Annotated in this window: 26 protein-coding genes, 1 pseudogene and 1 riboswitch; of the genes and pseudogenes, 7 read left to right on the top strand and 20 right to left on the bottom strand. The window is 65.0% G+C overall.

Going from position 1 to position 24,565, the window contains the following annotated elements; all coding sequences use genetic code 11:
- Nucleotides 1-18: 18 nt before the first annotated feature.
- The 3 genes from thiC to MTR65_RS08830 all read right to left on the bottom strand — a co-directional run bounded on the left by thiC (nt 19) and on the right by MTR65_RS08830 (nt 2,652).
- A complete protein-coding gene (gene thiC / locus MTR65_RS08820; protein WP_243799240.1) occupies nt 19-1,911 on the bottom strand; it encodes a phosphomethylpyrimidine synthase ThiC in 1,893 nt (630 codons plus the stop codon).
- Nucleotides 1,912-1,969: 58 nt separating this feature from the next.
- Nucleotides 1,970-2,094: riboswitch (TPP riboswitch) on the bottom strand.
- 65 nt (nt 2,095-2,159) lie between these two features.
- Nucleotides 2,160-2,360, bottom strand: coding sequence for a hypothetical protein (locus MTR65_RS08825; protein ID WP_243799242.1), 201 nt, complete (start codon nt 2,358-2,360; stop codon nt 2,160-2,162).
- 85 nt (nt 2,361-2,445) lie between these two features.
- Nucleotides 2,446-2,652: a cold-shock protein gene (locus MTR65_RS08830; protein WP_039390941.1), complete on the bottom strand. Its 207-nt coding sequence runs from the start codon at nt 2,650-2,652 to the stop codon at nt 2,446-2,448.
- Between the two features lie 269 nt (nt 2,653-2,921).
- On the opposite strand from MTR65_RS08830, the gene MTR65_RS08835 reads away from it, so the two are divergent.
- Nucleotides 2,922-3,593 (top strand): SOS response-associated peptidase family protein, encoded by a 672-nt coding sequence (locus MTR65_RS08835; protein WP_243799244.1) that lies wholly within the window; start codon nt 2,922-2,924, stop codon nt 3,591-3,593.
- Here the strand turns inward: MTR65_RS08835 and MTR65_RS08840 are convergent.
- The 6 genes from MTR65_RS08840 to crtY form a co-directional block, all read right to left on the bottom strand.
- On the bottom strand, nt 3,547-3,963 hold the full coding sequence (locus tag MTR65_RS08840; protein ID WP_243799246.1) for a hypothetical protein: 417 nt from the start codon (nt 3,961-3,963) through the stop codon (nt 3,547-3,549). The genes MTR65_RS08835 and MTR65_RS08840 overlap by 47 nt on opposite strands.
- Before the next feature lie 69 nt (nt 3,964-4,032).
- Nucleotides 4,033-5,043, bottom strand: coding sequence for a phytoene/squalene synthase family protein (locus MTR65_RS08845; RefSeq protein ID WP_243799248.1), 1,011 nt, complete (start codon nt 5,041-5,043; stop codon nt 4,033-4,035).
- Nucleotides 5,044-5,077: 34 nt separating this feature from the next.
- Nucleotides 5,078-5,674, bottom strand: coding sequence for an LOG family protein (locus tag MTR65_RS08850; protein WP_039390935.1), 597 nt, complete (start codon nt 5,672-5,674; stop codon nt 5,078-5,080).
- 1 nt (nt 5,675) lies between these two features.
- Nucleotides 5,676-6,116, bottom strand: a complete 441-nt coding sequence (locus MTR65_RS08855; RefSeq protein ID WP_243799250.1) for a T6SS immunity protein Tdi1 domain-containing protein — start codon at nt 6,114-6,116, stop codon at nt 5,676-5,678.
- Nucleotides 6,113-7,591: a phytoene desaturase gene (locus tag MTR65_RS08860; RefSeq protein WP_243799252.1), complete on the bottom strand. Its 1,479-nt coding sequence runs from the start codon at nt 7,589-7,591 to the stop codon at nt 6,113-6,115. The genes MTR65_RS08855 and MTR65_RS08860 overlap by 4 nt, the downstream gene beginning before the upstream one ends.
- A complete protein-coding gene (crtY, locus tag MTR65_RS08865) occupies nt 7,588-8,787 on the bottom strand; it encodes a lycopene beta-cyclase CrtY (RefSeq protein ID WP_243799254.1) in 1,200 nt (399 codons plus the stop codon). The genes MTR65_RS08860 and crtY overlap by 4 nt, the downstream gene beginning before the upstream one ends.
- A 74-nt stretch (nt 8,788-8,861) precedes the next feature.
- Between crtY and MTR65_RS08870 the strand changes: the two genes are divergently transcribed.
- Entirely contained in the window at nt 8,862-9,413 is a 552-nt protein-coding gene (locus tag MTR65_RS08870; protein ID WP_039390933.1) for a GNAT family N-acetyltransferase, read from the top strand.
- A gap of 112 nt (nt 9,414-9,525) precedes the next feature.
- Entirely contained in the window at nt 9,526-10,398 is an 873-nt protein-coding gene (locus MTR65_RS08875) for a MipA/OmpV family protein (protein ID WP_243799256.1), read from the top strand.
- Here MTR65_RS08875 and MTR65_RS08880 read toward each other — a convergent pair.
- The gene (locus tag MTR65_RS08880; RefSeq protein ID WP_243799258.1) at nt 10,395-11,006 is read right to left on the bottom strand and encodes a uracil-DNA glycosylase family protein; all 612 of its coding nucleotides are present in this window, start codon (nt 11,004-11,006) and stop codon (nt 10,395-10,397) included. The two genes, MTR65_RS08875 and MTR65_RS08880, sit on opposite strands and share 4 nt — an antisense overlap.
- 136 nt (nt 11,007-11,142) lie before the next feature.
- Here MTR65_RS08880 and MTR65_RS08885 point away from each other — a divergent pair, with 136 nt between their 5' ends.
- Complete coding sequence (locus MTR65_RS08885; RefSeq protein ID WP_144400902.1) at nt 11,143-11,298, top strand: lmo0937 family membrane protein; 156 nt, start codon at nt 11,143-11,145, stop codon at nt 11,296-11,298.
- A gap of 25 nt (nt 11,299-11,323) precedes the next feature.
- Here MTR65_RS08885 and MTR65_RS08890 read toward each other — a convergent pair whose 3' ends face one another.
- The gene (locus tag MTR65_RS08890) at nt 11,324-12,568 is read right to left on the bottom strand and encodes a multidrug effflux MFS transporter (protein ID WP_243799261.1); all 1,245 of its coding nucleotides are present in this window, start codon (nt 12,566-12,568) and stop codon (nt 11,324-11,326) included.
- A gap of 125 nt (nt 12,569-12,693) precedes the next feature.
- Here MTR65_RS08890 and dinB point away from each other — a divergent pair, with 125 nt between their 5' ends.
- Nucleotides 12,694-13,815 (top strand): DNA polymerase IV, encoded by a 1,122-nt coding sequence (dinB, locus tag MTR65_RS08895; protein ID WP_243799501.1) that lies wholly within the window; start codon nt 12,694-12,696, stop codon nt 13,813-13,815.
- Here dinB and MTR65_RS08900 read toward each other — a convergent pair.
- The 9 genes and pseudogenes from MTR65_RS08900 to MTR65_RS08940 form a co-directional block, all read right to left on the bottom strand.
- Nucleotides 13,801-14,868, bottom strand: a pseudogene (locus tag MTR65_RS08900) (NAD-dependent epimerase/dehydratase family protein). The gene dinB and the pseudogene MTR65_RS08900 overlap by 15 nt on opposite strands.
- Before the next feature lie 65 nt (nt 14,869-14,933).
- Nucleotides 14,934-15,428: an NUDIX domain-containing protein gene (locus MTR65_RS08905; protein ID WP_243799263.1), complete on the bottom strand. Its 495-nt coding sequence runs from the start codon at nt 15,426-15,428 to the stop codon at nt 14,934-14,936.
- Nucleotides 15,416-16,033, bottom strand: coding sequence for a 6-phosphogluconolactonase (locus tag MTR65_RS08910; RefSeq protein ID WP_039390927.1), 618 nt, complete (start codon nt 16,031-16,033; stop codon nt 15,416-15,418). The genes MTR65_RS08905 and MTR65_RS08910 overlap by 13 nt, the downstream gene beginning before the upstream one ends.
- A gap of 153 nt (nt 16,034-16,186) precedes the next feature.
- Nucleotides 16,187-16,645 (bottom strand): Dps family protein, encoded by a 459-nt coding sequence (locus MTR65_RS08915; protein ID WP_226634466.1) that lies wholly within the window; start codon nt 16,643-16,645, stop codon nt 16,187-16,189.
- Between the two features lie 98 nt (nt 16,646-16,743).
- Entirely contained in the window at nt 16,744-17,301 is a 558-nt protein-coding gene (locus MTR65_RS08920) for a hypothetical protein (RefSeq protein WP_243799265.1), read from the bottom strand.
- A gap of 46 nt (nt 17,302-17,347) precedes the next feature.
- Nucleotides 17,348-18,100 (bottom strand): HAD-IIB family hydrolase, encoded by a 753-nt coding sequence (locus MTR65_RS08925; RefSeq protein WP_243799268.1) that lies wholly within the window; start codon nt 18,098-18,100, stop codon nt 17,348-17,350.
- 146 nt (nt 18,101-18,246) lie between these two features.
- Nucleotides 18,247-19,056: a class I mannose-6-phosphate isomerase gene (locus tag MTR65_RS08930; protein ID WP_243799504.1), complete on the bottom strand. Its 810-nt coding sequence runs from the start codon at nt 19,054-19,056 to the stop codon at nt 18,247-18,249.
- 38 nt (nt 19,057-19,094) lie between these two features.
- Nucleotides 19,095-20,150: a mannose-1-phosphate guanylyltransferase gene (locus tag MTR65_RS08935; protein WP_243799506.1), complete on the bottom strand. Its 1,056-nt coding sequence runs from the start codon at nt 20,148-20,150 to the stop codon at nt 19,095-19,097.
- Between the two features lie 196 nt (nt 20,151-20,346).
- The gene (locus MTR65_RS08940) at nt 20,347-21,714 is read right to left on the bottom strand and encodes a mechanosensitive ion channel family protein (protein ID WP_243799271.1); all 1,368 of its coding nucleotides are present in this window, start codon (nt 21,712-21,714) and stop codon (nt 20,347-20,349) included.
- A 122-nt stretch (nt 21,715-21,836) separates the two neighbouring features.
- Between MTR65_RS08940 and otsB the strand changes: the two genes are divergently transcribed.
- Together otsB and MTR65_RS08950 are read left to right on the top strand one after the other, a co-directional pair.
- Nucleotides 21,837-22,646 (top strand): trehalose-phosphatase, encoded by an 810-nt coding sequence (gene otsB, locus MTR65_RS08945; protein ID WP_243799273.1) that lies wholly within the window; start codon nt 21,837-21,839, stop codon nt 22,644-22,646.
- A gap of 7 nt (nt 22,647-22,653) precedes the next feature.
- Nucleotides 22,654-24,561, top strand: coding sequence for a glycoside hydrolase family 15 protein (locus MTR65_RS08950; RefSeq protein WP_243799276.1), 1,908 nt, complete (start codon nt 22,654-22,656; stop codon nt 24,559-24,561).
- The last annotated feature ends 4 nt before the right edge of the window (nt 24,562-24,565 follow it).

Genomic DNA, 24,565 nt, shown 5'->3' on the forward strand with positions numbered 1-24,565 from the left:
GACGCACCGCGCAGATCCTCAATCGTGCTCCCGGTCGCCTTGCCCCATGTAGAGCTCCGAGCCGGTCTCCTTGAAGACCTTGCTCATCTCTTCCATGCCCTTCTCGGCAACGCCTGCCGCCTGAGGGGCACTCGCCGCAAGGAAGCCATCGGCGCCCTGATTCTGCCTCGCCGCGAAATCGCGCACCTCCTGGCTGATCCGCATCGAGCAGAACTTGGGGCCGCACATCGAGCAGAAGTGCGCGGTCTTGGCGCCTTCGGCGGGTAGCGTCTGGTCATGGTAGAGCTCGGCGGTGTCGGGATCGAGCGAGAGATTGAACTGGTCGCGCCAACGGAACTCGAAACGCGCCTTGGACAGCGCATCGTCGCGCACCTGCGCGGCCGGGTGCCCCTTGGCGAGATCGGCTGCGTGCGCGGCGAGCTTGTAGGTAACGACGCCCACCTTGACGTCATCGCGGTCGGGCAGGCCAAGGTGTTCCTTGGGCGTCACGTAGCAGAGCATCGCCGTCCCGTACCAGCCGATCTGCGCCGCGCCGATGCCGCTGGTGATGTGATCGTAGCCGGGCGCGATGTCGGTGGTAAGCGGCCCCAGGGTGTAGAACGGGGCCTCACCGCAGCTTTCCAGCTGCTTTTCCATGTTCTCCTTGATCTTGTGCATCGGCACGTGGCCGGGGCCCTCGATCATGACCTGAACGTCCTGGCTCCAGGCCTTCTTCGTCAGTTCGCCCAGCGTGAAAAGCTCGGCGAACTGCGCTTCGTCGTTGGCATCGTAGATCGAGCCCGGGCGCAGGCCATCGCCGAGCGAGTAGGCGATGTCGTAAGCCTTCATGATCTCGGTGATCTCGTCGAAGTGCTCGTAGAGGAACGATTCCTTGTGGTGAGCCAAGCACCACTTGGCCATGATCGAACCGCCGCGGCTGACGATGCCGGTCAGGCGCTTGGCCGCGAGCGGTACGTAAGCAAGCCGAACGCCGGCGTGGATCGTGAAGTAGTCGACGCCCTGCTCGGCCTGTTCGATCAGCGTGTCGCGGAACACGTCCCAGTTGAGGTCTTCGGCCACGCCGCCGACCTTCTCGAGCGCCTGGTAGATCGGCACGGTGCCGATGGGAACGGGCGAATTGCGGATGATCCATTCGCGCGTGTCGTGGATGTTACGGCCTGTTGAGAGATCCATCACCGTGTCCGCGCCCCAGCGGATCGACCAGACCATCTTGTCGACTTCGCTGGCGACGTCCGAGGCCACAGCCGAATTGCCGATATTGGCGTTGACCTTGACCAGGAAATTGCGCCCGATCGCCATCGGCTCGCATTCGGGGTGATTGACGTTGCTGGGAATGATCGCGCGGCCCCGAGCGACCTCGTCGCGCACGAATTCGGGCGTGACATAGTCCGGGATCGAGGCACCGAAGCTCTCGCCCGAACGGGAATACTCGGCAAGGCGCGCGCGGCCCAGGTTCTCGCGTTCGGCGACATATTCCATCTCGGGGGTGATGATGCCGCGCCTTGCGTAGTGCATCTGCGAGATGTTGCCCCCCGCCTTTGCCCGCAGGGGCTTTCGAAGCGCGGTCGGGAACGCGGGCACTCCGCCCGAACGATCCGGCCCGGTCATGCCGTTGTCCTCGGGCTTCACCTCGCGCGGCGCGTACTCTTCCACATCATCGCGGGCGAGCTGCCAATCGCGGCGCAGCGCGGCCAGCCCCGCGGAGATATCGATGGTGGCTTCTGGGTCGGTATAGGGCCCCGAGGTGTCGTAGACCCGAACCGGCGGCTCACCACTTGAGGGTTCAAGGTCGATCTCGCGCATTGCGACCCGGATCGCGGGGTTGCTCTGTGCGGGAACGTGGATCTTGCGCGAGCCCCGGATGGGCCCGGTGGTCACACCGATTTCCAGTTTGCTGTTGATGTCGGCCATACACGCTTCTCTCTGATCGAGGGCGTGAGAGATGAAGTACGGATTTCCGGCGTAGAGCTCCGGGCACACCGTCCACTCCCTCCGCCCGTATTAACGGGTTCAGGTTCGACGGGTCTTGTGGAGCATACCCACAACTCTCAGCCGGTGGACGCGAACGCCCTGCTGGCTCCCCGGGGATACGTGTGATGGTAGGGACGCTTTGCGGATGCGTCCAGAGGGGCAGCTATATAGCGCCTGTGCGAAAAGGCTCAGGCCTCGTCGCGTGCGCTGGCGGCAGCTTCTTCGCGCCGACGGCGGCTTTCTTCGGTCTTGAGGGCCTGCGAGGCCATCGTGCGCCAGGCGGTTTCGGACCGCAGCGCGCGCTCGCGAACATTGCCAAGAACCGCCTCGTCAGCGGCCCTCGCGGCCGCATCGGCCTGCTCGGTAGCGAACTTGTAGCTTACACTCATGCTCCGGGTTTCCTCGGGTTGGAATGGCGGGTCGGAGCGAAAACCGGACCGGCGCAAAGGCCGGTCCGGGATACGTGCAAGCCGATCAGGCGAGCGCGAGGTTCACCGCGGCCTTCTTGCCGTTACGGCCGGTCTCGACCTCGTAGGAAACGCGCTGTTCCTGCTCGAGCGAAGCCAGGCCTGAAGCCTGCACCGCGCTGATGTGCACAAAGCTGTCCTCGCCGCCGTTTTCCGGAGCGATGAAGCCGTAACCCTTTTCGGTGTTGAAGAATTTGACAGTGCCGATGGGCATGGTGATGTCCTTAATGCAATAGCTATGGGCTCCCGCCGTGCCACATGCACGCGGGAGGGTGCGTCTGTTCATCTTTCGAATGGAGATCGTCGCCCAAAGTGCGCCATGGCCCTGCCCGTGCAAACACGCACGGGCCCGGGGTCGGGCGCCTATCAACCGGCAAAGTCCGTCACAAAATTCGACGTCGCGCCGAAGCTGTACCACACAAGGCCCCATTCACCTAACGCAGCGTTGCACAGCGCGCCTTGACCCGTGCGCGGGAAGAGACGATGCGCGCGAAGACCATGACGATGCTCTACCGCCTCGATGCCCCCGCCGCCGCCGTGGGCCGCGCTTTCGAGACCGACACGCGCGAGGACCCTTGGGCGGGAGGCTATGTCGGCCCCGGCCAGTTCGCCCCTGTCCTCACCGCGGGACGAGAAGCAATCGCGGGCCCCATGCCCCGTACCCGTCAGCCCCGCCGGATGATCCCGCGCCTATGGGGCGTCATGCCCCCGCAATCGGCGATGGACACCCGCCCGCACGGCATCCTGACCGCGCGCAACCTCGACAGCCCGTTCTGGACAGGGAACCTGCGCAACCCCGAATTCCGCTGCCTGGTGCCCGCGACCGCCTTCATGGAATGGGGACGCCCCTCTCCCGTCGACGGCAGGCGGCGCCAGCTCTGGCTCTCCTGCGCCGACCAGCCGATCTTCGCCTTTGCCGGGGTCTGGAAGGACAGCGAGGTGCCCGCCTTCGCCATACTTACCTGCGAGGCAAATGCCGCGCTGCGCGCCGAGGGCCGCGAGACGATGCCGGTGATCCTGCCACCCGATCCCAAGGCGCACGAGACCTGGCTGCGCGCCGGGTGGGACCGCGCCCAGACGCTCGTCCAGCCCTATTCCTCTTCGCTCCTCAGCTGCTCGCAAACACACCGAAGTGGAACAGCCCCGCCGCGATGAGCGCCAGGCCGATGATGATCGAACAGGTGCACCACAGGCGCGAGAGCGGTCCGAAGCGACGCAGCCAGAAAGCCATGTAGACGTCCGAGAAGGCCAGCACCATCAGCGCCTCGATGCACATGAGCCCGCCGACCACACTCATCGTGCTGGAAAGCCAGTCGGGCGAGGCCCAGGGATTGGCGAGGTAGATCACCGCGCCCAGGAACAGTTCCAGAAGGCCCGTCACCATCTGCAGCGCGGGCGAGCCGACGATCTCGCCGATCAGCTTGTGCCAGTGGCCGGGCTGGCGCAGTTCCCCGATCCCGGCGAAGAGCGCGAAGAGCCCCAGGAAAATCGCCGTCCAGGCCGGCGCGAGTGCAAGATCTGGCATCGTATGCGCATCTCCCCCTTTGTCTTATGGAGGGGAGACTGAGCCAAGCGCGCACGTGTGTCCAGAGGCTTAGTCCGCGCGGGCAAGCTCCATCAGGTCGCGTCGGCCAAGTCCGGGACGTTCGAGCACCGGGGCCACGCCGCCGCGCGCCTCGTGCCAGGCCGCAGCAAGATATTCCGCCTTGCGCAGCTTGGAAGTCGAGACGCGGTGGTCCCAGGCATGGGCGCCCAGCCGCTCCACCTCGCGCCCGATCCCGCCGTAGATGTTGGCGGCGGCGAGGATCGCCCAACGCTGTCGGAAGGGCAGACGCATCGCCCCGGCGCGCGAGGATTCCTCGTAGCCCCGCGCCAGCGCGCAGGCCCGCGCGACGATCGTGACAAGCCGCGCGCGGTAGTGCGGCTTGGTGTGTTCACCGGGTGGAATATCGGCCTCGACCAGCCATTCGACAGGCAGGTAGCAGCGCCCATTGGCATCATCCTCCCAGACATCGCGCACGATGTTGGAGAGCTGGAAGGCCAGGCCCAGATCGCAGGCCCTGTCGAGCGTGTCCGCCGCTTCCGGGTCGCTCTCGTCGCACGACACCCCCATGACCGCCGCCATCAGCACCCCGACCGCACCGGCCACATGGTAGCAATAGCGCAGCATGTCGCCTTCCGAGCGGGGCCGCCATTCGCGCGCGTCGAGTTCGAACCCGGCGATCACGTCCTCGAGCATGACCTGGGGGATCGGTACTTCACACAGGAGCTGCCCCAGGGCATCGAAGGCCTGCGATCCGGTCTGTTCGCCCGCGATGGCGAGTTCGGTCAGCGTGCGGATCGTCGCGAGTCGCGATTCGGGATCGAGGCCGCCCTGCCCGACGCCCTGCTCGGCCTGCACGCCGCGCGCGCGGCCACGCCCGTGATCTTGGTCATCCGCGATATCGTCGCAGGCGCGGCACCAGGCATAGAGGAGCCAAACCCTCTCGCGGGTCTCGCGGTCGAACAGACGGCTGGCGGCGGAAAAGCTCTTCGAGCCCTTGCGGATCGACTGGTGGGCAAAACGCACCAGCGCCGCGCGGTCGTAAGGCGAAAGGCGGGTCATGCCGGGGTCATGGTCCTGCAACGGATAAGGGGTCTCACAGCGTGCCCGGATCCATCCGTACGATCGGCACGATCGGCTCGTGCGCGCGCATGCGCTCCAGCAACAGGTCGAGCTCGGTCTCGGCCAGAATGATGCCCTGGTGGGCGGGGCGCACGAAGCCGACTTCGGCCATGTGGCGGTTGAAGGCGAGGAGACCATCGTAGAAGCCGAAGGCGTTGAGCACACCGACCGGCTTGTCGTGGTAGCCCAGCTGCGACCAGCTGACCGCCTCCCACAGCTCATCCATGGTGCCAACCCCGCCGGGCAGGACGATAAAGCCGTCCGACAGGCGCGTGAAGGCGGCCTTGCGCTCGTGCATGTCCTTGACGATGTGCAATTCGGTGCAGTCGTGGTTGGCAACCTCGCCGCCGCGCCCATTGGTGGCGGTGAGCGCCTCGGGGATCACGCCGATCACCTCACCGCCCGCCTCCAGAGCGCCCGCCGCGACCGCGCCCATGAGGCCGAGGCGCCCGCCACCATAGACCGTGCCGATGCCAAGCCCGGCCAGCGTGCGCCCGACGTCGCGGGCCAGTTCCATGTAGCGCGGATCCTGGGGAGTGGCCGAGCCGCAGTAGACAGCAAGACGTTTCATTTCAGTCGGTCACCTTGATGCGGACATGCGCCCCTTCGGGCAGGTCCTTGATCTGGTCGGCAAGATCGCCGGTCATGCGAATGTAGGCGGCAAGTTCCACACACACCATGTTTTCCGGCGCGTAGTCCCCCGCGACGAGCGCCTGCGGGGTGAAGCCGTAGACCTCGCCCACGCGCGGAGCGCCCAGGCGCTTGTCGGCGGCCTCGACGTGCGCGTCGGCGCGCCAGATTGCCTGCGTCTCGCCCAGCTCCATATGCGTCTTGGCCGCGGCCTCGTCGCCCAGTGTCTGCACGCCCAGGACATCGGGATCGACATAGTGAAACGTGCCGACACGGTCCGTGACGAGAAGGTGCCCGAAGAGCGAGTTGGCAACGATCTCGGCAAACTCGATCCCGGTCCAGCCCCAGCCCTGGCGAAGAGCGGCCAGTTCGCGCGCTCTCACAGCAGGTTCTCGAGCATCAGTTTCGCCGTCGCCTTGGCGCTGCCGACGACCCCCGGGATCCCCGCGCCGGGATGGGTGCCCGCGCCCACGAGGTAGAAGTTACGTAGCGTATCGTCGCGATTGTGACCGCGGAACCAGGCGCTTTGCGTCAGGATCGGCTCGAGGCTGAAGGCGCTGCCCTTGTAGGCGGCAAGGTCCGCCTCGAAGTCGGTCGGCGCGTAGTGGAAGCTGGTGATGAGGCGGTCCTCGATGTCGGGCACCAGGCGGCGGCCGACTTCGGCAAGGATACGCTTTTCCAGCACCGGGCCCACCTCGTCCCAATCGATCGGCAGCTTGCCCATGTGCGCGACGGGGACGAGGGCGTAGAACGTGCTCTTGCCCTCGGGCGCCATCGAGGGATCGGTGACGGTCGGGTGGTGGAGGTAGATCGAGAAGTCGCGCGGCAGCACGCCGTGCTCGTAGATGTCGTCGAGCAGGCCCTTGTAGCGCGGCCCGAACAGGATCGTGTGGTGCGGGATGCCCGGCCAGGTGCCCTCCAGCGCGAAGTGGACGACAAAGAGGCTGGGCGAAAAACGCTTCTTCGAGAGCTGCTTCGCCACCTTCTCGCCGCGCGGATTGTCGGAGAGGAGGTCGCGGTAGGTGTGCATGATGTCGCCGTTGCTGGCGACCGCGTCGAAGCGCTCACGCCAGCCACTCGCGCACTCGACCTCGGTCGCCATGTCGCCCACGGTGTGAACTTGCGTCACCTTGTCGCCCAGACGCACGGTGCCCCCGATGCGTTCGAACAGCGCGACCATCCCGGCGACCAGGCGGTTGGTACCGCCCTTGGCCCACCACACGCCGCCGTCCTTCTCCAGCTTGTGGATGAGGGCGTAGATCGCGCTTGTCTTCATCGGGTTGCCGCCCACCAGCAGGGTGTGGAACGAGAGCGCCTGGCGCAGGTGCTCGTCCTTCACGAAGCTGGAGACCATCGAATAGACCGAGCGCCAGGCCTGGTAGCGCGCGAGCGCGGGCGCAGCCTTGATCATCTTGGAGAAGTCGAGGAAGGCCTCGTGGCCCAGCTTGACGTAGCCCTCCTGCCAGACGCCCGCGGCATAGCGCTGGAATTCGTCGTAACCGGCCAGGTCCTGCGGCGCGATACGCGCAATCTCGCGGTGAAGCGCGGGCTCGTCGTTCGAATAGTCGAAGCTGACGCCGTCCGGCCAGTTCAGGCGGTAGAAGGGCATGACCGGCATCAGCGTGACGTCGTCGGCCATGTCCTGCCCCGCGCCGATCCACAGCTCGCGCAGGCAATCGGGATCGGTGATGACGGTGGGCCCGGCATCGAAGGTGAACCCCTCCTTCTCCCAGTAATAGGCCCGCCCGCCCGGCTTGTCGCGCGCTTCGACCAGGGTGGTCTGCACACCGGCGGACTGGAGGCGGATGGCCAGGGCAAGGCCGCCAAAGCCCGCCCCGATCACGCAGGCGCGGTTCATGCGCGCTCTCCCGATGGGCTGAGGTCCGCGAGCGCGCGGCCCTGGCCCGCAAGAGCGGCCACGGCCGCGCCGACCGGCACCGGCGGCTTTCCAGCCAGCACCCGCGCCATGTCGGCCAGCCGCGACTGCCCGGCGTAGAAACGCTCGATCAGCGGCTCGGGAAGCCGGTAGAAACGGGCGAGCATACGCCAGCGGTCTTCGGGCGCGCCTGCGCCAAACAGCATCGTCGTCAGCATTCGGTAGAAGCGCCCCTCGCGCCAGTGATGTGCGGCCCAGTCATGACAGATCCTTCCTAGGGCCTCCCCGCCGATGTTGTCGAGGCCGGCGAGATGAACGGCAAATCGTACAGCATCGGGAAGGGAGTACGATGTCAAAGGATGCACGAGCGCGGCCCTTGTTCCCGCACGCGCGGGAACGCCCTCGGGATCGGCGTTCCAGAAGGCGGAAAAATCGCCCCTCGCGATCACGGGAAGCGCGCCTGTTTCCTCGTAGAGGACCTCGGCAATGTCCCAGCCCTGCCCGGCGGCATAGCGCGCGATCCGTGCCCGCAGCGCTTCGCGCTCGATCGCCGGGCTGTCGGCGTAATAGGTGTCCTCGATGAAGAGCTGCGAGGGGCCGAAGGGCAGAACGTAGACGAAGCGATAGCCGTTCACCTGATCCACGGTCGCATCCATGACGATGGGACGGGTCAGGCCATGGGGCTGCGTGGTCGCGACCATCTGCCCCAGGAACGTCTGCCAGCCTCCCGCCATATGCGGCAAACCCTTTGCACCGCGCGCATCGAGGACCGCGCCTGCCGTGATTGAGGTCCCGTCCTCCAGCTCCACCCGCTGGGCTGCTGTGCGGGCCACACGCGCATCGCACAGCAGAGCCTCTGCAGGCAGAGCCTCGCGCAGGCGCGCGTCGAGCCGGTCGCTGGTGATGCTGGCGTAGCGGGTCGAAAGATCGCGTGCATATCCCGGAAAGCGCACCTCGTACCCCTCCCAGCGCGCCGCGATCAGCGGATCGAGAAGCGCACGCGCCGCCGGATCGACGTCGGTATCGAAGAACGACCATACATGCTCGCCGCCGAAACGCGCGCCCTGTTCGACGAGGCAAAGACGCAGATCGGGACGCGTGCGCGCAAAGGCCAGCGCGGTCAGCCCCCCGGCCAGTCCGCCCCCCAGAATTGCCAGATCACACGTGCGGTCAGCCATTTATAAAGCGCCCAGTACTTGGAGACATACAGTACAACTTGGCAAAGTTGCGACCTTGCGGCATTGTAACACCGATGACAAATGACGAACTGACAGTCGAGGAGGCCTCCGCAAAGGATGCCCAATCGATCACCGAGATCTTTTCGCATTACGTGCTGAAAAGCACCGCGACATTCGAAACCGAGCCGCCAGGCTGCGACGCGGTTCGTCAACGCATCGCCGACCTGACCCAGTCCGGCTACCCTTATCTGGTTTCGCGCGACGCGAACGGCAAGGTCCTCGGCTTCGGTTATGCCCAGCGCTATGGCCCCCGCGTGGGCTATCGTTACAGCGTGGAAACAACGGTCTACGTCCGCGCGGACTGTGTCCGGCGCGGCATCGGCTCGGCCCTCATCAAGGCCCTCATCGACGAATGCGAGGCGCGCGGGTTCCGCCAGGCCTTCGCAGTCATCGCCTCGTCCGAACCCGCCTCGGTGATCCTGCACGCGCGCGCAGGGTACCGGCCGGTGGGCACGCTCGAGGGGGCGGGCTGGAAGCACGAACAGTGGATCGACGTCTTCCTCATGCAGCGCAAACTGGGTGAAGGAAACGACACGCTGCCCGAGCCCCTCATCCCCCGCAGCTGACAGCAAGGCGGGCCGTTCCGGCACGCAGGCCTTCCCGAACCGGAGCAAACCTTCGGAAACGATTAGGCTTCTCACACGTTGGGCCCGATACGCATTTCAATCGGGGAGCCCCATGCACAAGACGATACAGGCCGCGTTGCTGGCCGCCAGCACGCTGGCCGCCGCCACGGCCAGCCCGGCCGCCTTCGCCCAGGATACTTCCACGCAGATGGACGAGCCCGGTCGCAACGTGTTCGAGGGCGATTCCTTCACGATCGGCGCCGGGGTTGTTGCCACGCCGGACTACAGCGGCTCCGATGACTACGTAATTGCCCCCATCCCCGCGATCCGCGGACGGATCGAGGGCGTAACCATCAACACCCGTGCAGGCGGCGCCGCGATTGACTTCATCCCGGACAAACGGGGCGCCAAGATCGACCTTGCGCTCGGCCCCGTCGCCACGGTGTCCTTCAACCGCACCCGCAAGGTAAAGGATCCGGTGGTGGCCGCGGCAGGAAGGCTCAAGATGCCGGTCGAAGTCGGCGTGAGTGCCGGTTTCACGGTCAACCGCGTGCTGCATGACTATGACTGGATGACCTTCAACACCGACGTCAAATGGGACGTTGCCGGTGCCCATGACGGCATGACCGTGTCGCCCTCTGTCAGCTACAACACCCCGCTCAGCAAGAGCCTGCTGGTCACGGTGCTGGCCTATGCCCGCCACGTGGACGACAATTTCGGCGACTACAACTATTCGGTCTCCCCGGTTCAGAGCGAGGCAAGCGGCCTGCCCCAGTACACAGGCAAGGGCGGCTGGGACCGGGCAGGCGTGGGCACACTTGTTGCTTGGGACCTTTCCGGAGACCTGCGCGACGGCGGCTTCTCGCTCATCGGGGTCGCCACCTATTCGCGCATGCTCGGCGATGGAAAGGACACGCCCTATACCTCCCTGCGCGGCTCGGCCAACCAGTTCATGGGCGGCGTCGGGATCGCCTACACCTTCTAATCGAGAGCAGCCCGTATCCGCGCGCGCAGATCGGGCAGGAGCTCGGCCGCGAACCAGGGGTTGCGCGCCATCCACAGGCGGCTGCGCCAGGCAGGGTGCGGCAAGGGCAGAAAACCCGGCGGGGCCTCGCGCCAGCGCATGACGGCCTGCGTCATGGTGGGGGCAAAGCCACGCGGCAGATAGCGTTTCTGCGCGTGGAGCCCCACCAGCAGGGTGAGGCGCACCTGCGGCAGTTCGGCCCGCAAGGCGTCGTGCCACAAGGGGGCGCACTCAGGCCGGGGCGGAAGGTCGCCCCCCTCGCCCTTGCCCGGGTAGCAAAAGCCGCTGGGCATGTGCGCAACGCGTTCGGGATCGTAGAAGTCCTCGGTACCCAGCCCCGTCCAGTCGCGCAGACGATCTCCGCTGTCATCGTCCCAGGCCCGCCCGCTGGCGTGGACCTTGCTCCCGGGCGCCTGCCCGATGACGAGGATCCGGGCCGAGTGTCCTGCCTGGACAACCGGACGCGGGTCATGGGGCAGAGCGTCCGCACAGGTCCGGCACGCCGCGATGCGCGCGAGAAGTTCCTCGAGCCCCTCAGACCTGGGCGTTCTATCGTTCGTCGTGCTCATCCAGCCGCGAGGTGGCGTCCTTGCGCCTGCGGGGCAAGAGGCATCGCCGCAGCCCTTGCGCCATCTGCACTGCGCAGGGAGCCCCGCGCCGGTTCATGCGTTGGAAAAGCAAAGCCTCTTCAAGGAGTTTTGCTCGATGCTCAAATACATCATCCTGATCCTGCTCGCGCTCTGGCTGCTGGGCTTTGTCGTCTTCAAGGTCGCTGGCGCACTGATTCACGTGCTGCTGTTCGTGGCCATCGTGATTGGCCTCTACCAGCTCTTCTTCGCCAAGCGCGGCGGCGGGGTCTAGCCCCACCGACCAGCCGGGCCTCCCCTCAGCCGCCGTGCGGCGGCTGCTTGGGGGGCTGGTTGCGCAGGTAGTATTCCGGCGGGTTGACGCGGCGGAACAGGCGGCCGCCTTCGGAATAGAGGATCAGCACCAGCGAGATGCTCCCCATGATCGCCATGCCCGCCGTGATCGGCACCGCACTTCCATCGAAGGCGAGGCCGATGGCCGCGCCGATCACCGAGCCCAGCACCATGCGCACGAACGACATGACCGAGGCCGCGGCGCCTGCGATGCGACCGAAAGGCTGAAGCGAGATCGCCTGGAAGTTCGCCGCGATGAAGCTGAGCATGCACATCGAGACGGTCATCAGCGGCACGAAGGTCCACAGATCCTCTTCGCCGCGCAGCGCGACCAGCATGTGGATCGCGCCGGTCACGATGAAAACGATAAGCGCCGTGTGCGACACGCGGCGCGCGCCAAAGGCGACGACAATGCGCGCATTGATGAAGTTGGTGCCCGCCATGATCATCGCCATCATGCCAAACAGGATGGGGAACATCTCGCCCGCGCCGAGCGTCTCGCCCACCAGCTGCTGCGCGCTGTTGAGATAGCCGAAGAGCCCTGCCTGGACGAGCGCGCCGCCCAGGAAATAGCCGATGGCCGCACGCTCGGTGAGCGCCAGGCGCATGTTGCCCGCGATCACGCGGGGGCGGATTTCCTGGCGGTTCTCGGGCTCCAGCGTCTCGGGCAGGCGCAGGCTTGCCCAGATGAAGACGACCACGCCCATCGCGCAGGTCACTCCGAAGATCCAGCGCCAGCTCGCCACCAGCATGATCGCCTGACCGACCATCGGCGCGATCATCGGCACCACCATAAAGGTCGTCGCGATCAGCGACTGGGTGCGTGCCATGGCATCGCCTTCGTAGCGGTCGCGCAGGATCGTCATGGGCATGACCATCATCGCCGAGGTCAGGAGGCCTGCGATACCACGCGCGATCAGCAACAGCTCGAAGCTGCCCGCAACCGCGCACACGAAGGTCATCAGGAAGTTGCCCGCAATTGCGAAAAGGGCAACGCGGCGACGCCCAAAGCGGTCCGCCAAGGCGCCGGGAAACAGCGACCCGATCCCGGCGCAAGTCATGAACACCCCGATGATCAGCTGACGCTGGTTCGGGTCGGGTACGCCCAGATCCTCCGAAATAAGCCCCAAAGCCGGCAACATGATGTCAATCGAGAGCGCCATGAGCGCCTGCATCGAGGCCATCAGGCCGACGAATTCGGCCTGCCCCATGGGGAAGGAATCCTTGGAAGTGTGAGCACCGGTCATGCCGCGCGCATGCCGCAGTTGCGAAATTTAGGCCAGCAGATTCGCATCCGACCCGCTACATTTCGGGCAGGCATGCCTATATGTGGCGGATGGTTTCGCCAGGCGAGCACGACGAGGACGAGGCCGACGGTCTGCGCAAGATCATCCATGTCGACATGGATGCCTTCTTCGCCAGCGTCGAGCAGCGCGACGATCCCGAGATACGCGGGAAACCGGTGGCCGTGGGTGGTTCGTCGGGACGCGGCGTGGTGGCCGCGGCGAGCTACGAGGCGCGCATCTTCGGGGTGCGATCGGCGATGCCCTCCTCGCGCGCGGTGCGCCTGTGCCCGGACCTCATCTTCCGCAAGGCCCGCTTCGATGTCTACCGCGCGGTCAGCCAGCAGATCCGGGCAATCTTCCTCGACTATACCCCCCACGTCGAGCCACTCTCGCTCGACGAGGCCTATCTCGACGTCACCGAGGACCGCAAGGGGCTGGGCTCGGCGACGCGCATCGCCGAGCAGATCCGCGAGCGGATCAAGGCCGACACCGGGCTCACCGCCAGCGCGGGGGTCTCCTACAACAAGTTCCTCGCCAAGCTCGCCAGTGACCAGAACAAGCCCGATGGCCTGTGCGTGATCCGCCCGGGACAAGGCGCGGCCTTCGTCGCCTCGCTGCCGGTTCGCCGCTTTCACGGGGTAGGCCCGCGCGGTGCGGAAAAGATGGCGAGGCTCGGTATCGAGACCGGCGCGGACCTGGCCGCCAAGGACCTCGCCTTCCTGCGCGCGCATTTCGGCAGCTTTGCCGAATACCTCTTTCGGGCCGCGCGCGGCGTGGACCTGCGCCAGGTGCGCGCCGACCGCCCGCGCAAATCGGTGGGCGGCGAACGCACCTTTGCCGAGAACATCGAAGGCGCGGGGCCCTTGCGCGAGACACTGGACGCCATCATCGAGACGGTGTGGGAGCGGATCGAGCGCGCCAGTACGCGCGGACGCACGGTGACATTGAAGCTGCGCTATGCCGATTTCACGACGCTGACTCGCGCCCGTTCGGTCCACCACTGGGTCGCCGACAAGGCCGAATTCGCCGCGCTCGGCCATGCGCTGCTGGCCGAACTCCTGCCCCTGCCCCAGCCGATCCGGCTGATGGGCCTCACCCTCTCCGCGCTCGAACAGGATGAGAAGACGGTGAAAGCCAAGGCCGAGAAGGACGGACAGCTATCCCTTCTGTGACACGCCCTGCGGCGCATATTCCTCCAGGTACCACTGGGTAAAGGCAGCGACGCCCTTCGCCAGATCCGTCTGCGGCACATAGCCCGTCAGCGCGTCCAGCAAGGCGGGATCAGCGTACGTCTGCGGCACGTCTCCGGGCTGCATGTCCATCATGTTGAGCTTGGCCTCGCGCCCGAGACAGCGCTCGATGGTCGAGATGAAGTCCATGAGCGCGATCGGCTGTCCACCGCCCACGTTGACCACCCGGTAGGGCCCTATGGGCGAAAGCGTATCGACAAGTCCCGGCCTTTCCACCGGATGTCCGGCGACAGGCGGCACCTCGGAAAGGCGCACGATGCCCTCGACCAGATCGTCGATATAGGTGAAGTCGCGGGCCATCTTGCCCTGACCGTAGACGTCGATGGGCGTATCCTGCAGCATTGCGCGCACGAACTTGAAGAGCGCCATGTCCGGCCGTCCTCAGGGCCCGTAGACCTTGAAGAAGCGAAACGCCCTCGTCGGGATCCCGTAGAGGTGGGCATAGCTGTGCGCCATCGCCTCCATGCCCTTCTTGGTGGCCGCGTAGAGGCTGACCGGCTCGTCCGCCTTGTCCGCTTCGCGAAAGGGGATTGCCTCGTTGGCCCCGTAGACCGACGAGGTCGAGGCCAGCATGAGGTGCTGCGGGCGCTGGCGGCGGCACATCTCCAGGATCGACCAGGATCCCTTGAGGTTGCTGTCGATATAGGTTTCGGGCGCATCGATCGAGTAGCGCACGCCCGCCTGCGCGGCGAGGTGGATGACCACATCGGGCGCCGCTTCGGCAAAGGCCGCTTCAACCGCAGCGAAGTCCTCGAGCCGGCCCTTGATGAAGCGGAAATTCTCAGCTCACTCCAGAAGCGCGGTGCGCCGCTCCTTGAGCGTGACGTCGTAGTAGTCGGTCATGGCATCGAAGCCGGTGACCACGTGACCCTCGCCCAGCAGGCGCTGCGCCAGATGGTATCCGATGAAACCTGCCGTACCGGTAATCAGGAAACGCATATTCACCCCCAGAGCCACGCGCATGTCGGGTCCCATGCACGAGAGTATCCTTACCCTTCCACATGGGGAGATTTCATCCAGAATACACGCTTACTACTTTTTTACCCGCCCTCATCCTCCTGCGCCCAGCACCGTACCCGCGCAGCCAACCCCCGCGGCATGGCTTCGGGAAGCTGATCCAAAGCGAAGAAGCGCGTCTCCACGATCTCGCGCGCGTCCGGGACCGGATGGTCGCAGGTCGTACCCAGAACGATGTGCACGCGGTTGGTCGCGCCATGCAGGTTCTCCTGCGTGACGACGTGATGGCGCGCCGACTTCAGGCGGCACGCGGTCTCTTCGCGCAGCTCGCGGCGGGCGGCTTCCAGCACGTCTTCCCCCGGCGTCACGCCCCCGCCCGGCGGCATCCACGCATCCGAGCCATAGCTGTGCCGGACCAGCAGGACCGCACCGGATGGATCGAACACGAGCACCCGTACGCCCTCGACAACCGGACGTCGCACCTTCCAGATCAGGCGGCGCACCGTATGCGCCCCGCGCAGCCCCAAGCGGTGAAGCGGCGCGGGCAGCGCCTGTGCTAGCGATGTCAGCAGAAGCATGTCACCCGGCGCGGGAACGCCGAGAGGAAGCGCGCCACGGGCAAGTCGTTCTCACCCGCTCGGGCGGCATCGAAGACAAGACGCTTGTCCGCGCCGCGGATCACGAACATCACTTCGTCCGAAGCCACGAGCGAAGGAATGGTCAGGCTCACCCGATCAAACGGCGCTTCGGGCGGCAGCGGATCGGGGGTCAGGCGGCGCACCGGCGAAGGGTCGTCCACCTGCGGATCGGTGTTGGGGAAGAGCGAGGCGATGTGGCCATCTCCGCCCATACCCAGCCAGGCCAGCGCGAAATGCGGAGGACGCGCGGTCTCGGTCAGCGGCACGATCTTCGCGCCGACAGGCTCGAGCAGCGCGCGGATCTTGCCCACGTTGCTGGCCGCATGGTCCTCGGCCACGATGCGGTCATCGCCCGGCCAGACACTTATGCGGGGCCAGGGCAGGTCCGACTGGGCCAGGATCTCGAAGATCGGGAACGGCGTCGAACCACCCGGAACCGTGATCGCAACCTCGGCCGAAACGGCCAGCGCGGCGTGGAGACGTTCCGCTACAAATGCGGCAATCGCGCCGTTTTCGGCGCCAGCGATGATTTCGATCTGCGACATGGACGAGGGTCTATCATCTGGCCTTCGCACTGCAAGAGCTATGTGTGCGGCGCAGCACAGAACGCACAGGGCCCGGAAAGCACCTCATGCTTCCCGGGCCCTGTGATATCCACGCGCGGCGCCTTACGCAGCCTGCGCGGTATTCCGACAGGTTCAGGCGAGGATCTCGCGCAGGAACCAGGCGCGTTCCTCGGCCTGATCGGTCCAGTCGTCTACGATGCCATCGGTGGCGTTGTCGCCCGCTTCGCCGGCCGCCGCCTTCACTTCGCGCAGACGCGCGACGTAGGAGAGGTTGTCCTCCATCAGTTCCTTGACCATCGCCATGGCGTCGATCGAGGTGGCGTCCTGCGGGGCGATCTTGGTCTTCGCTACGATCGAATCCGGGCTCGTCAGCGTCGTGCCGCCCTGCTTGCGCACGCGCTCGGCGATGTCATCGATAAGAGCCTGGACCTGACCTGCCTGCTCGTCGAACAACAGGTGGAGGTCACGGAACTGCGGGCCCTTGACGTGCCAGTGGAAATTCTTGGTCTTGATGTAGAGCGCAAACGTGTCCGCGAGAAGCCCGTTCAGGCTGTCGATCAGCGCACCGTGTGCATTGTCGTTACTTGCCATTGAAAAACCCTCCTAACTGTCATCCTGCCATCGTCCGGCAGTTTCGATATATGATAGGAAACTCAGATTATAAGGGTTTGTTCAATCGGAATTGGCGATTACAGAATACGCATTTGCACAATAAGCAGATAGAGCGCGGCAAGCAGCAGGGCCCCGCCCGCGACCCGTCGTACGAGGCGCCAGCGCGGCCGCGATGCCTCCTGCGGGAAGGCCCAGGCAAAGCCGAGCAGGACCGCTCCGCCAACAAAGCCAGCCAGCCCCGATGCCAGTGGCGCGGCCATGCCCACGCCAAGACCGAAGATCACGAAACGCGCCGCATCGCCGATCTGGTGGGCCAGCAGCACCAGCCCCAGCGCGCCCAACGAATGGGTCGGCTCCTTCCAAGCCCGCACAGGCCCGAGAAGAAGCGACTCCGCGCCTGCGAGGCCCAGCGCGATCCCTGCGAAGATCATCCGCGCGGGCGGAGGCAGGCTCTCCAGCAGGGTGTGCGCGGCAAAGGCCGCGAGCCCGGCACACACCAGCGATGTCACCAGCGCCGTGACCAGGATCGCCGGACGCCGTTGCTGCCGCAACGACAGCATGGCGACCACGCCCTGATCGCGCGCGCCGATACCCGACAGCAGGACGGCCAGCAGGGTCAGGTAGAAGGCGGGCACGTCATTCGGCTCCCGCGCGCCCGCTCACCTGCCCTCGCCCCCAAGCTCAGGCCGACTTCTGGCAGGCGATGATCGCGGTCACGACATTGATCGTGTCGGCCGGATCGCGCACGCACACAGTGTCGAGGCCCATGGCCTTGGCCGGGTAGTCGTTGCCGCCCGGGAAGATTGCATCGCCGATGAAGAGCATCTTGTCCTCGGCCACGCCCGAATGCTCGGCGAGGCGCTTGAGGCCCCAGGCCTTGTCCACACCAGGCTGGGTGATGTCGACCGAGGTCGCCCCGCCCAGGTTCACCGACACGCCGGGCAGACGCTTAACCAGGTCCGCCTGGATTACCTTGCGCTTGGCAAAGTCCGGGTCCCACACTTCCTTGGCTTCGAGCGGAGCCTGCTGGCCGAGCGCCGAGAAGGTGATCTGGCTGCCCCGGTCCTCGATCCGCTCGCCCCAGGTCTGCTCGGGCACGAAGCCGGTAGCTTCAAGCGCAGCGTCGAAGGCCTCCAGGATCTCGGCCTTCTGCGCGTCTGTGAAGAGTTCCGCGTAAACCGGGGTCCACGTTCCGTCACGGTGGACGAAAAGCTTCGCGCCGCTGGTCGGCATCATCCACAGGCGTGAGAGGTCCGCGTGCGCAGGCATGCGCGAGGCGACCTGCTTTTCGAACTGCGGCCAGTCCCCGCCCGAGATCACGGCCACTTGCGCGACCTCCAGCAGGCCAGCAAGAAGTTCGGCCATCTCGTCGGTCAGAGGCTGCTTGCTCAGCGCCAGCGTGCCATCGAGATCGAACGCAACAATTTCCTTCATTCCCAGCCTCTCGTCTTCCCTCACCACGCCATATCGGCATGCCCCGCTCGGACGCGACGGGCCTGCAGCGGGCACACATACACACACTTCCGGCCCTCACGCTCCTTGCATATCGCGTACCCGATAACGTGGACGGCCCTTTTCCCTCAGCACGCACGTGCCAGAAGGCAAACTGTCCTATCTTTGAAAACAACTTCATCAAGGCTGCGCGCAAGGGCGCACTGCCCCGGCTCTATGATCTCACCCCGCACCTGCACCTTCCCATCGCGCGGTATCACCAGCAGTTCCGCCGGGTACAGAACAGATATGGCTTCGGCCGGTTTGCCGCAAACCTGGTCGAGACGGAACAGAGGGCCATCGACAAGCGTCTGTGCCGCGTTGTCAGGTACTTTCGCGGCCCAACGGGCGAGGTCGTAGACTTTCCCATCGGCCACGGCCAGACCCTCGTCGAGATGGAGTTCGCGGGGGCGACCATAATCGAACAGACGGTAGGTGATATCACTGTTCTGCTGCACCTCTATCAAGCTCACCCCGGCCCCAATCGCATGTACGGTATTGGCCGGAATATAGAAGAAATCTCCGGCGGAAACCGGATACCAGGTCATCAGATCCTCAATCGAACCATCAAGCGCGGCCGCCCGCATCTCGGCACTATCCAGCGGCGCATCGAAGCCGATTCCGAGCCGCGCTCCGGGCTCAGCATCGACCACCAGCCAGCACTCCTCCTTGCCCTGCCGACCGAGCCCTTCCGCCTCGGTCTGCGCATCGGACGGATGGACCTGCACGGAAAGTTTATCACATGCAAAAATATACTTCACAAGCAACTCAGGAAGTTGCGCAGGAGGCTCAAACCAGATCTCTCCGATCCGTTGCCCTTCGGGGGCGACGAACGGCGCCGGAAGCCTGTCGCAGCCCCACGGCTTCTCGATCTGGCGCATGGGCAGAGCTGCGCGCATTTCCTGTTCCAAGATGATGGTGTCTCCTCTTGGCCTGGCTACTGGTTCTTTGCCCCGGCCAGCGCCCCCACCTTCTGGGTTCCGGCCACGCTGGTCACCATGATATCGTTGCCATCGACAACCACAACGACATCCTCAAGACCAATGACGGAGACACGGGGACCGTCGCTATCTACGAAGACATTGCGGCAGTCGACCAATTCGACTTCGCCCATCGCCCGCTTGGTATTTCCCGCCTCGTCGTGTTCGAGAGCTTCATGAAGGGCACGCCAGTTACCGATATCCGACCACTGCATCGCGACCGGAACCATGGCGGCGCGCGTCGTATTCTCCATGACGGCGTAGTCGACTGAAGCACTCGGCGCCGACGCGAAGAGGTCGCGGTCAGGATGAAAGCGCACGCCATCGCACGTCCCGTCGGCCACAGCAGCCCGGACCGCTCGGGCGATCTGGGGACGGTGGCGCTCCAGTTCCTCACGATAATCGCGCACGCGAAAGGCGAAGATACCGCCATTCCAGCTATATCCACCATCGGCGAGGAAGGCACCGGCTCGCTCCAAGTCGGGTTTTTCAACGAATTGCGCGGTGCGGTAGCCGAGAATCACACCATCCTGCTCGATTGCATCCCCGCGCTTCAGATACCCAAAGCCCGTCTCGGGCGAGGTTGCCTCGATACCGAAAGAGACCATCCAGCCCTCAGCCGCCAGCGCGGCTGCCGAGTGCGCGGCCTGCACGAACGCCTCTGGACGGCCGATGTGATGATCGCTTGGGCACACCAACATAATCGCGTCTTCGGAAAGGCTATAGGCAGCCAAGGCGATCGCCGCAGCCGTGTTCCGAGCGGCCGGCTCCACCACGATGCGCGCCTTGTCTGCCACCTTGAGTTGCGCCTCGACATGCTCAAGATGCAGATGACCGGTCACGATCATCGGGCGCGCGAAGCCAGCCGATGCCGGACAGCGCGCGACCGCCTGCTCGAACAGAGTCTGGCTGCCGATCAAGGGAAGAAATGGCTTGGGCTTCGAGGCGCGGCTACGCGGCCAAAGCCTCGTTCCACTTCCACCACACAATATCACAGGCACAATTTCTGTCATATCAAGTTCCAAAGCGAATAACACATCATTTATAAATACATAATAAGAATTTATCTGATCGATCGACAACTTGCGCAGAATACTTAATCGGCAATTTTACTCAATAGTAAATAAATTCATTTCCGATGCATCTCGTACATCAAGGCGAGTTGCCGTCCGAGGCCCCCAGATCGCCTGCTTCACAGGCTTCAAAGGATCACTCGCTACCGGCCGTTGATCGCGGCCCACCAAGCGATTGCGTCAGATCGGCGCCGCTTGGAAACTGGAAGAGACGCAGCCCGAACTTCGGCAAGATTGCCAGAAGGTGGTCGAAAATGTCGCCCTGAATTGCCTCGTACTGCTCCCACTCGGTCGTGGTTGTAAAACAGTAGATCTCGAGAGGAAGCCCCTTCTCGGTGGGATCGAGCTGACGCACTAGCAGTGTCCCACGCTGGGCCACCTTGGGGTGAGCCTCGAGATACGCGAGCACGTAAGCCCGGAACGTCCCGATGTTGGTCGGCTCACGTCTATTGACCTGCGCCTGCCCCCCCTCATCGAAAGAGTGCCGTGCATTCCAGGCCTGCAGCTCCGTCTCCTTCGCCTCCATGTAGGGCCGCAGGATGACAAAGTCCCGCAACGCATCCCACTGCGAGGACGATAGGAAGTCCACCGTCGTCTGGTCGATCAGCAAGGCGCGCTTGATCCGCCGCCCGCCCCATTCGCGCATGTGTCGCCAATTGCGGAAGGATTCGGTGATGAGCTTGGCCGTCGGGACCGAAGTCACGGTCTTGTCGAAGTTCTGCACTTTTATGGTGTGTAGCGCGATGTCGATCACGTCGCCGTCGGCATTGAGCTGGGGCATCTCGATCCAGTCGCCGACCCGCACCATGTCGTTCGAACGCAGCTGCACCGAGGCCACAAGCGAGAGGATCGTATCGCGAAAGACCAGCATGAGGACCGCCGCCGCCGCGCCCAGGCCAGAGAGCAGGATGACCGGGGACTGGCCGATCAGGATCGCGACGATCAGCAGCGCCGCAGCCGCAAAAACGGCGATCTTGCCGATCTGGACATAGCCCTTGATCGGACGGCTCGCCGCCTCGGGTTTCAATTCATAGGCATCGTTGCCCAGCTCGAGCAGGTCACCCAGTGCCCGCGCGAGCGTCAGAACGATGAAGGCACGGGCAATCGCCTGCACCACCATCACCAGTTCATCGGGCAGATGGGCGATCACCGCAATGCCCTGAAGCACGATCACCGCCGGCACGACGTTCGAGAGATGGCGCACGAGCGCCTTCACATCGCCCGCCTCGTTGCGCAAGGGCGTGCGCGCAATAAGCCGCTCGACCGGGTGCACCGTCAGACGCTTGGTCAGCCAGTTGGCCGCGCCCGCAAGCAGGAACAGGCCGATCAGGGTGGCGAGCGCCTCAACCCAAGCCTCATCAAAAATGCCCAGCTCCGCCACGGCGATACCCCATCGATCCACTACTGACATGCCGGTCTCCTGTAGCGCGCCGCCTATTTCAAGTTCCCCTCTGTGGTCAACGCCCGGAACCCTGCCCTGCGCCGATTGTTCTGCATAACGCACGCCGCGATCATGCCCTGTTCGGGACCTGCGCAAGGCCCGTACAGGCGGATCGCGCCCCGCCACGCTTCTTTGCCGACCTTAGGGCTGGCCTAATCCCCTTCGATGGTGCAAGACTGAACACAATGACCGATCCAAGCGACAGTCTTTCGCTGGCGGAACAGGGCTCTGGCCCGACTGACCTACCGCCGCCCTCTCCGCTGCGCATCGCCTCGCAGACGGCCCTTTTTCTCGACTTCGACGGCACTCTGGTGGAGATTGCCGACCACCCCGACGAGGTAATCGTGCCGGAAACCTTGCCCGGCGTCATCGCCGCCCTGGCAGAGGCGCTGGAGGGGCGGCTCGCGCTGGTAAGCGGCCGCTCGATCGCCGCGCTCGAGACGTTGCTCGGCCCGCTCGATGTCGCGATTGCAGGCTCCCACGGCGGTGAATTCCGCCCGGCCGGAACCCACACGGTCGCCCCCCTCGCGGCCTCGCTGCCCGACCGTGTGGTGACCCACCTCAGCGAATTTGCCAGGGCGAACGGCAACATGTTGGTAGAGCCCAAACCCTACAGTGTGGCTGTCCACTACCGCCACCACCCCGAAGCGCTGGAAGGGCTCCTCGCCCGAGCCGAGGCACTCGCGCATGAGGAAGACCTCAAGCTCAAGCACGGCAAGCAGGTCGTGGAACTGGTCATGCCCGGGTCCGACAAGGGTTCGGCGCTGACGGCCTTCATGGAGCGGCCCGAGTTTGCGGGCACCCAGCCGCTATTTCTGGGCGACGACGTCACCGACGAGGACGCCTTCCGCGTCTTGGAGGAGCTCGGCGGGCACGGCGTTCTCGTCGGCCCCATGCGCGCCACTGCAGCTCACAGGCGCCTGCCCGATGTCGCCGCCGTCCACGACTGGCTGGCCGCCGCGCTTCGCACACACGATCAATCCGAGGGAATTTGAAACAGGCATGACTCTGACCGGATCGACCACGCCCGACACCGCCGAGCCGCCCGTGCGTTCGCCCAAGGGCAAGAATCAAGCCCCGCCAACGTCCGCGCGGCAAAGTTCGCTGGAGCTTTGGCCGATCGGCAACTGCCAGGTGAACGGCCTCATCGACGAGAACGCTGCGCTGGTCTGGGGCTGCGTGCCGCGCGTCGATGGCGACCCGGCCTTCTGCGCGCTAATGCGCGGCGACGAGGGGCAGGACGCGGGTACCTGGCGCTTCGAACTGGAGAACCAGGTCTCGGTCAGCCAGCGCTACGTGCGCAACACCCCGATCCTCATCTCGCGGCTGGAAGACAATAACGGCAGCGCGGTCGAGGTGATCGACTTCTGCCCCCGCTTCGAACGTTCGGGGCGCATGTACCGCCCGGTTGCCTACGCGCGCATCGTGCGCCCCGTGAAGGGCAGCCCGCGCATCCGCTGCGTGCTGACGCCGATGAGCGGCTACGGCGCGCAGCTCGCTCCGATCACCCGCGGCTCCAACCACATCCGCTACCTGGTCGAAAGAAACGCGCTGCGCCTCACTACCGATGCGCCGGTGGGCTACATCCTCGACGAGCGCTATTTCCGGCTCGAGAGCCCGATGCACTTCTTCCTCGGCCCCGACGAACCCTTCAACGGCAACGTCGAGCACGAACTGGAGATGATGCACCAGTTGACCGACGCCTACTGGGGCAACTGGGTGCGCAGCCTCGCCACCCCGCTTGACTGGCAGGAAGCGGTGATCCGCGCCGCGATTACACTCAAGCTGTGCCAGCACGAGGAGACCGGCGCGATCGTCGCCGCGCTCACCACCTCGATTCCCGAGGCGCCCCATTCGCAGCGCAACTGGGACTACCGTTACTGCTGGATCCGTGATGCGTACTACACCGTCCAGGCGCTCAACCATTTGGGCGCGCTCGACGTTCTGGAAAAGTACCTCGGGTATCTGCGTAACATCATCGACGATGCCGAGGGCGGTTTCATCCAGCCGCTCTACGCGGTCAGCGGCGCCAAGGAGATCATCGAGTGGGTGGCCGATGACCTCGTCGGCTACCGCGGCATGGGTCCGGTGCGCGTGGGCAATGCGGCCTATTATCAGGTCCAGAACGACTGCTATGGCCAGATCGTCCTGCCCGCGATCCAGGCCTTCTCCGACATGCGCCTCATCCGCATGGCCAACCACGACGATTTCGAAAGCCTCGAGAAAGTCGGCGAAATGGCCTGGAAAACCCACGACCAGCCCGATGCCGGCCTGTGGGAGCTGCGCACGCGCACGGCCGTCCACACCTATTCCAGCGTGATGAACTGGGCCGCCTGCGACCGCCTCGCCAATGCAGCCGAATACCTTGGCCTCAGCGACCGCCAGACCTACTGGCGCGAACGTGCCGACACGATCCGCTCGACCATCGAGAAGGAAGCCTGGCACAAGATCGAAGGGCCTGATTTTGACGATGGCGGCGCGGGCGGGCACTATGCAGCCAGCTTCGGCGGCGACCAGCTCGATGCGAGCCTTCTACAGATGGTCGAGCTTCGCTTCGTGGAGGCCAGCGATCCGCGATTCCAAGCGACCCTTGCCGCGGTCCAGAAGACGCTTCGGCGCGGCGAGCATATGCTGCGCTACGCCAACGAAGACGACTTCGGCCTGCCCGAGACCGCCTTCAACATCTGCACCTTCTGGCTGATCGAGGCGCTGCATCGTTCCGGCCAGGACGAGGAAGCGCGCCGCCTGTTCGAAGCGATGCTCGCGCACCGCACGAAATCGGGCCTCCTTTCGGAGGACATGGACTTCGAGACGAGTGAGCTGTGGGGGAACTTTCCGCAGACCTATTCGCTTGTCGGGATAATCAATTGCGCGGGGCAACTGTCGCGCTCCTGGCGCGATTGGCGTTAGGGTT

Origin of the sequence: Novosphingobium mangrovi, from assembly GCF_022818885.1 — a bacterium.
GTDB classification, from domain to species: domain Bacteria; phylum Pseudomonadota; class Alphaproteobacteria; order Sphingomonadales; family Sphingomonadaceae; genus Novosphingobium; species Novosphingobium mangrovi.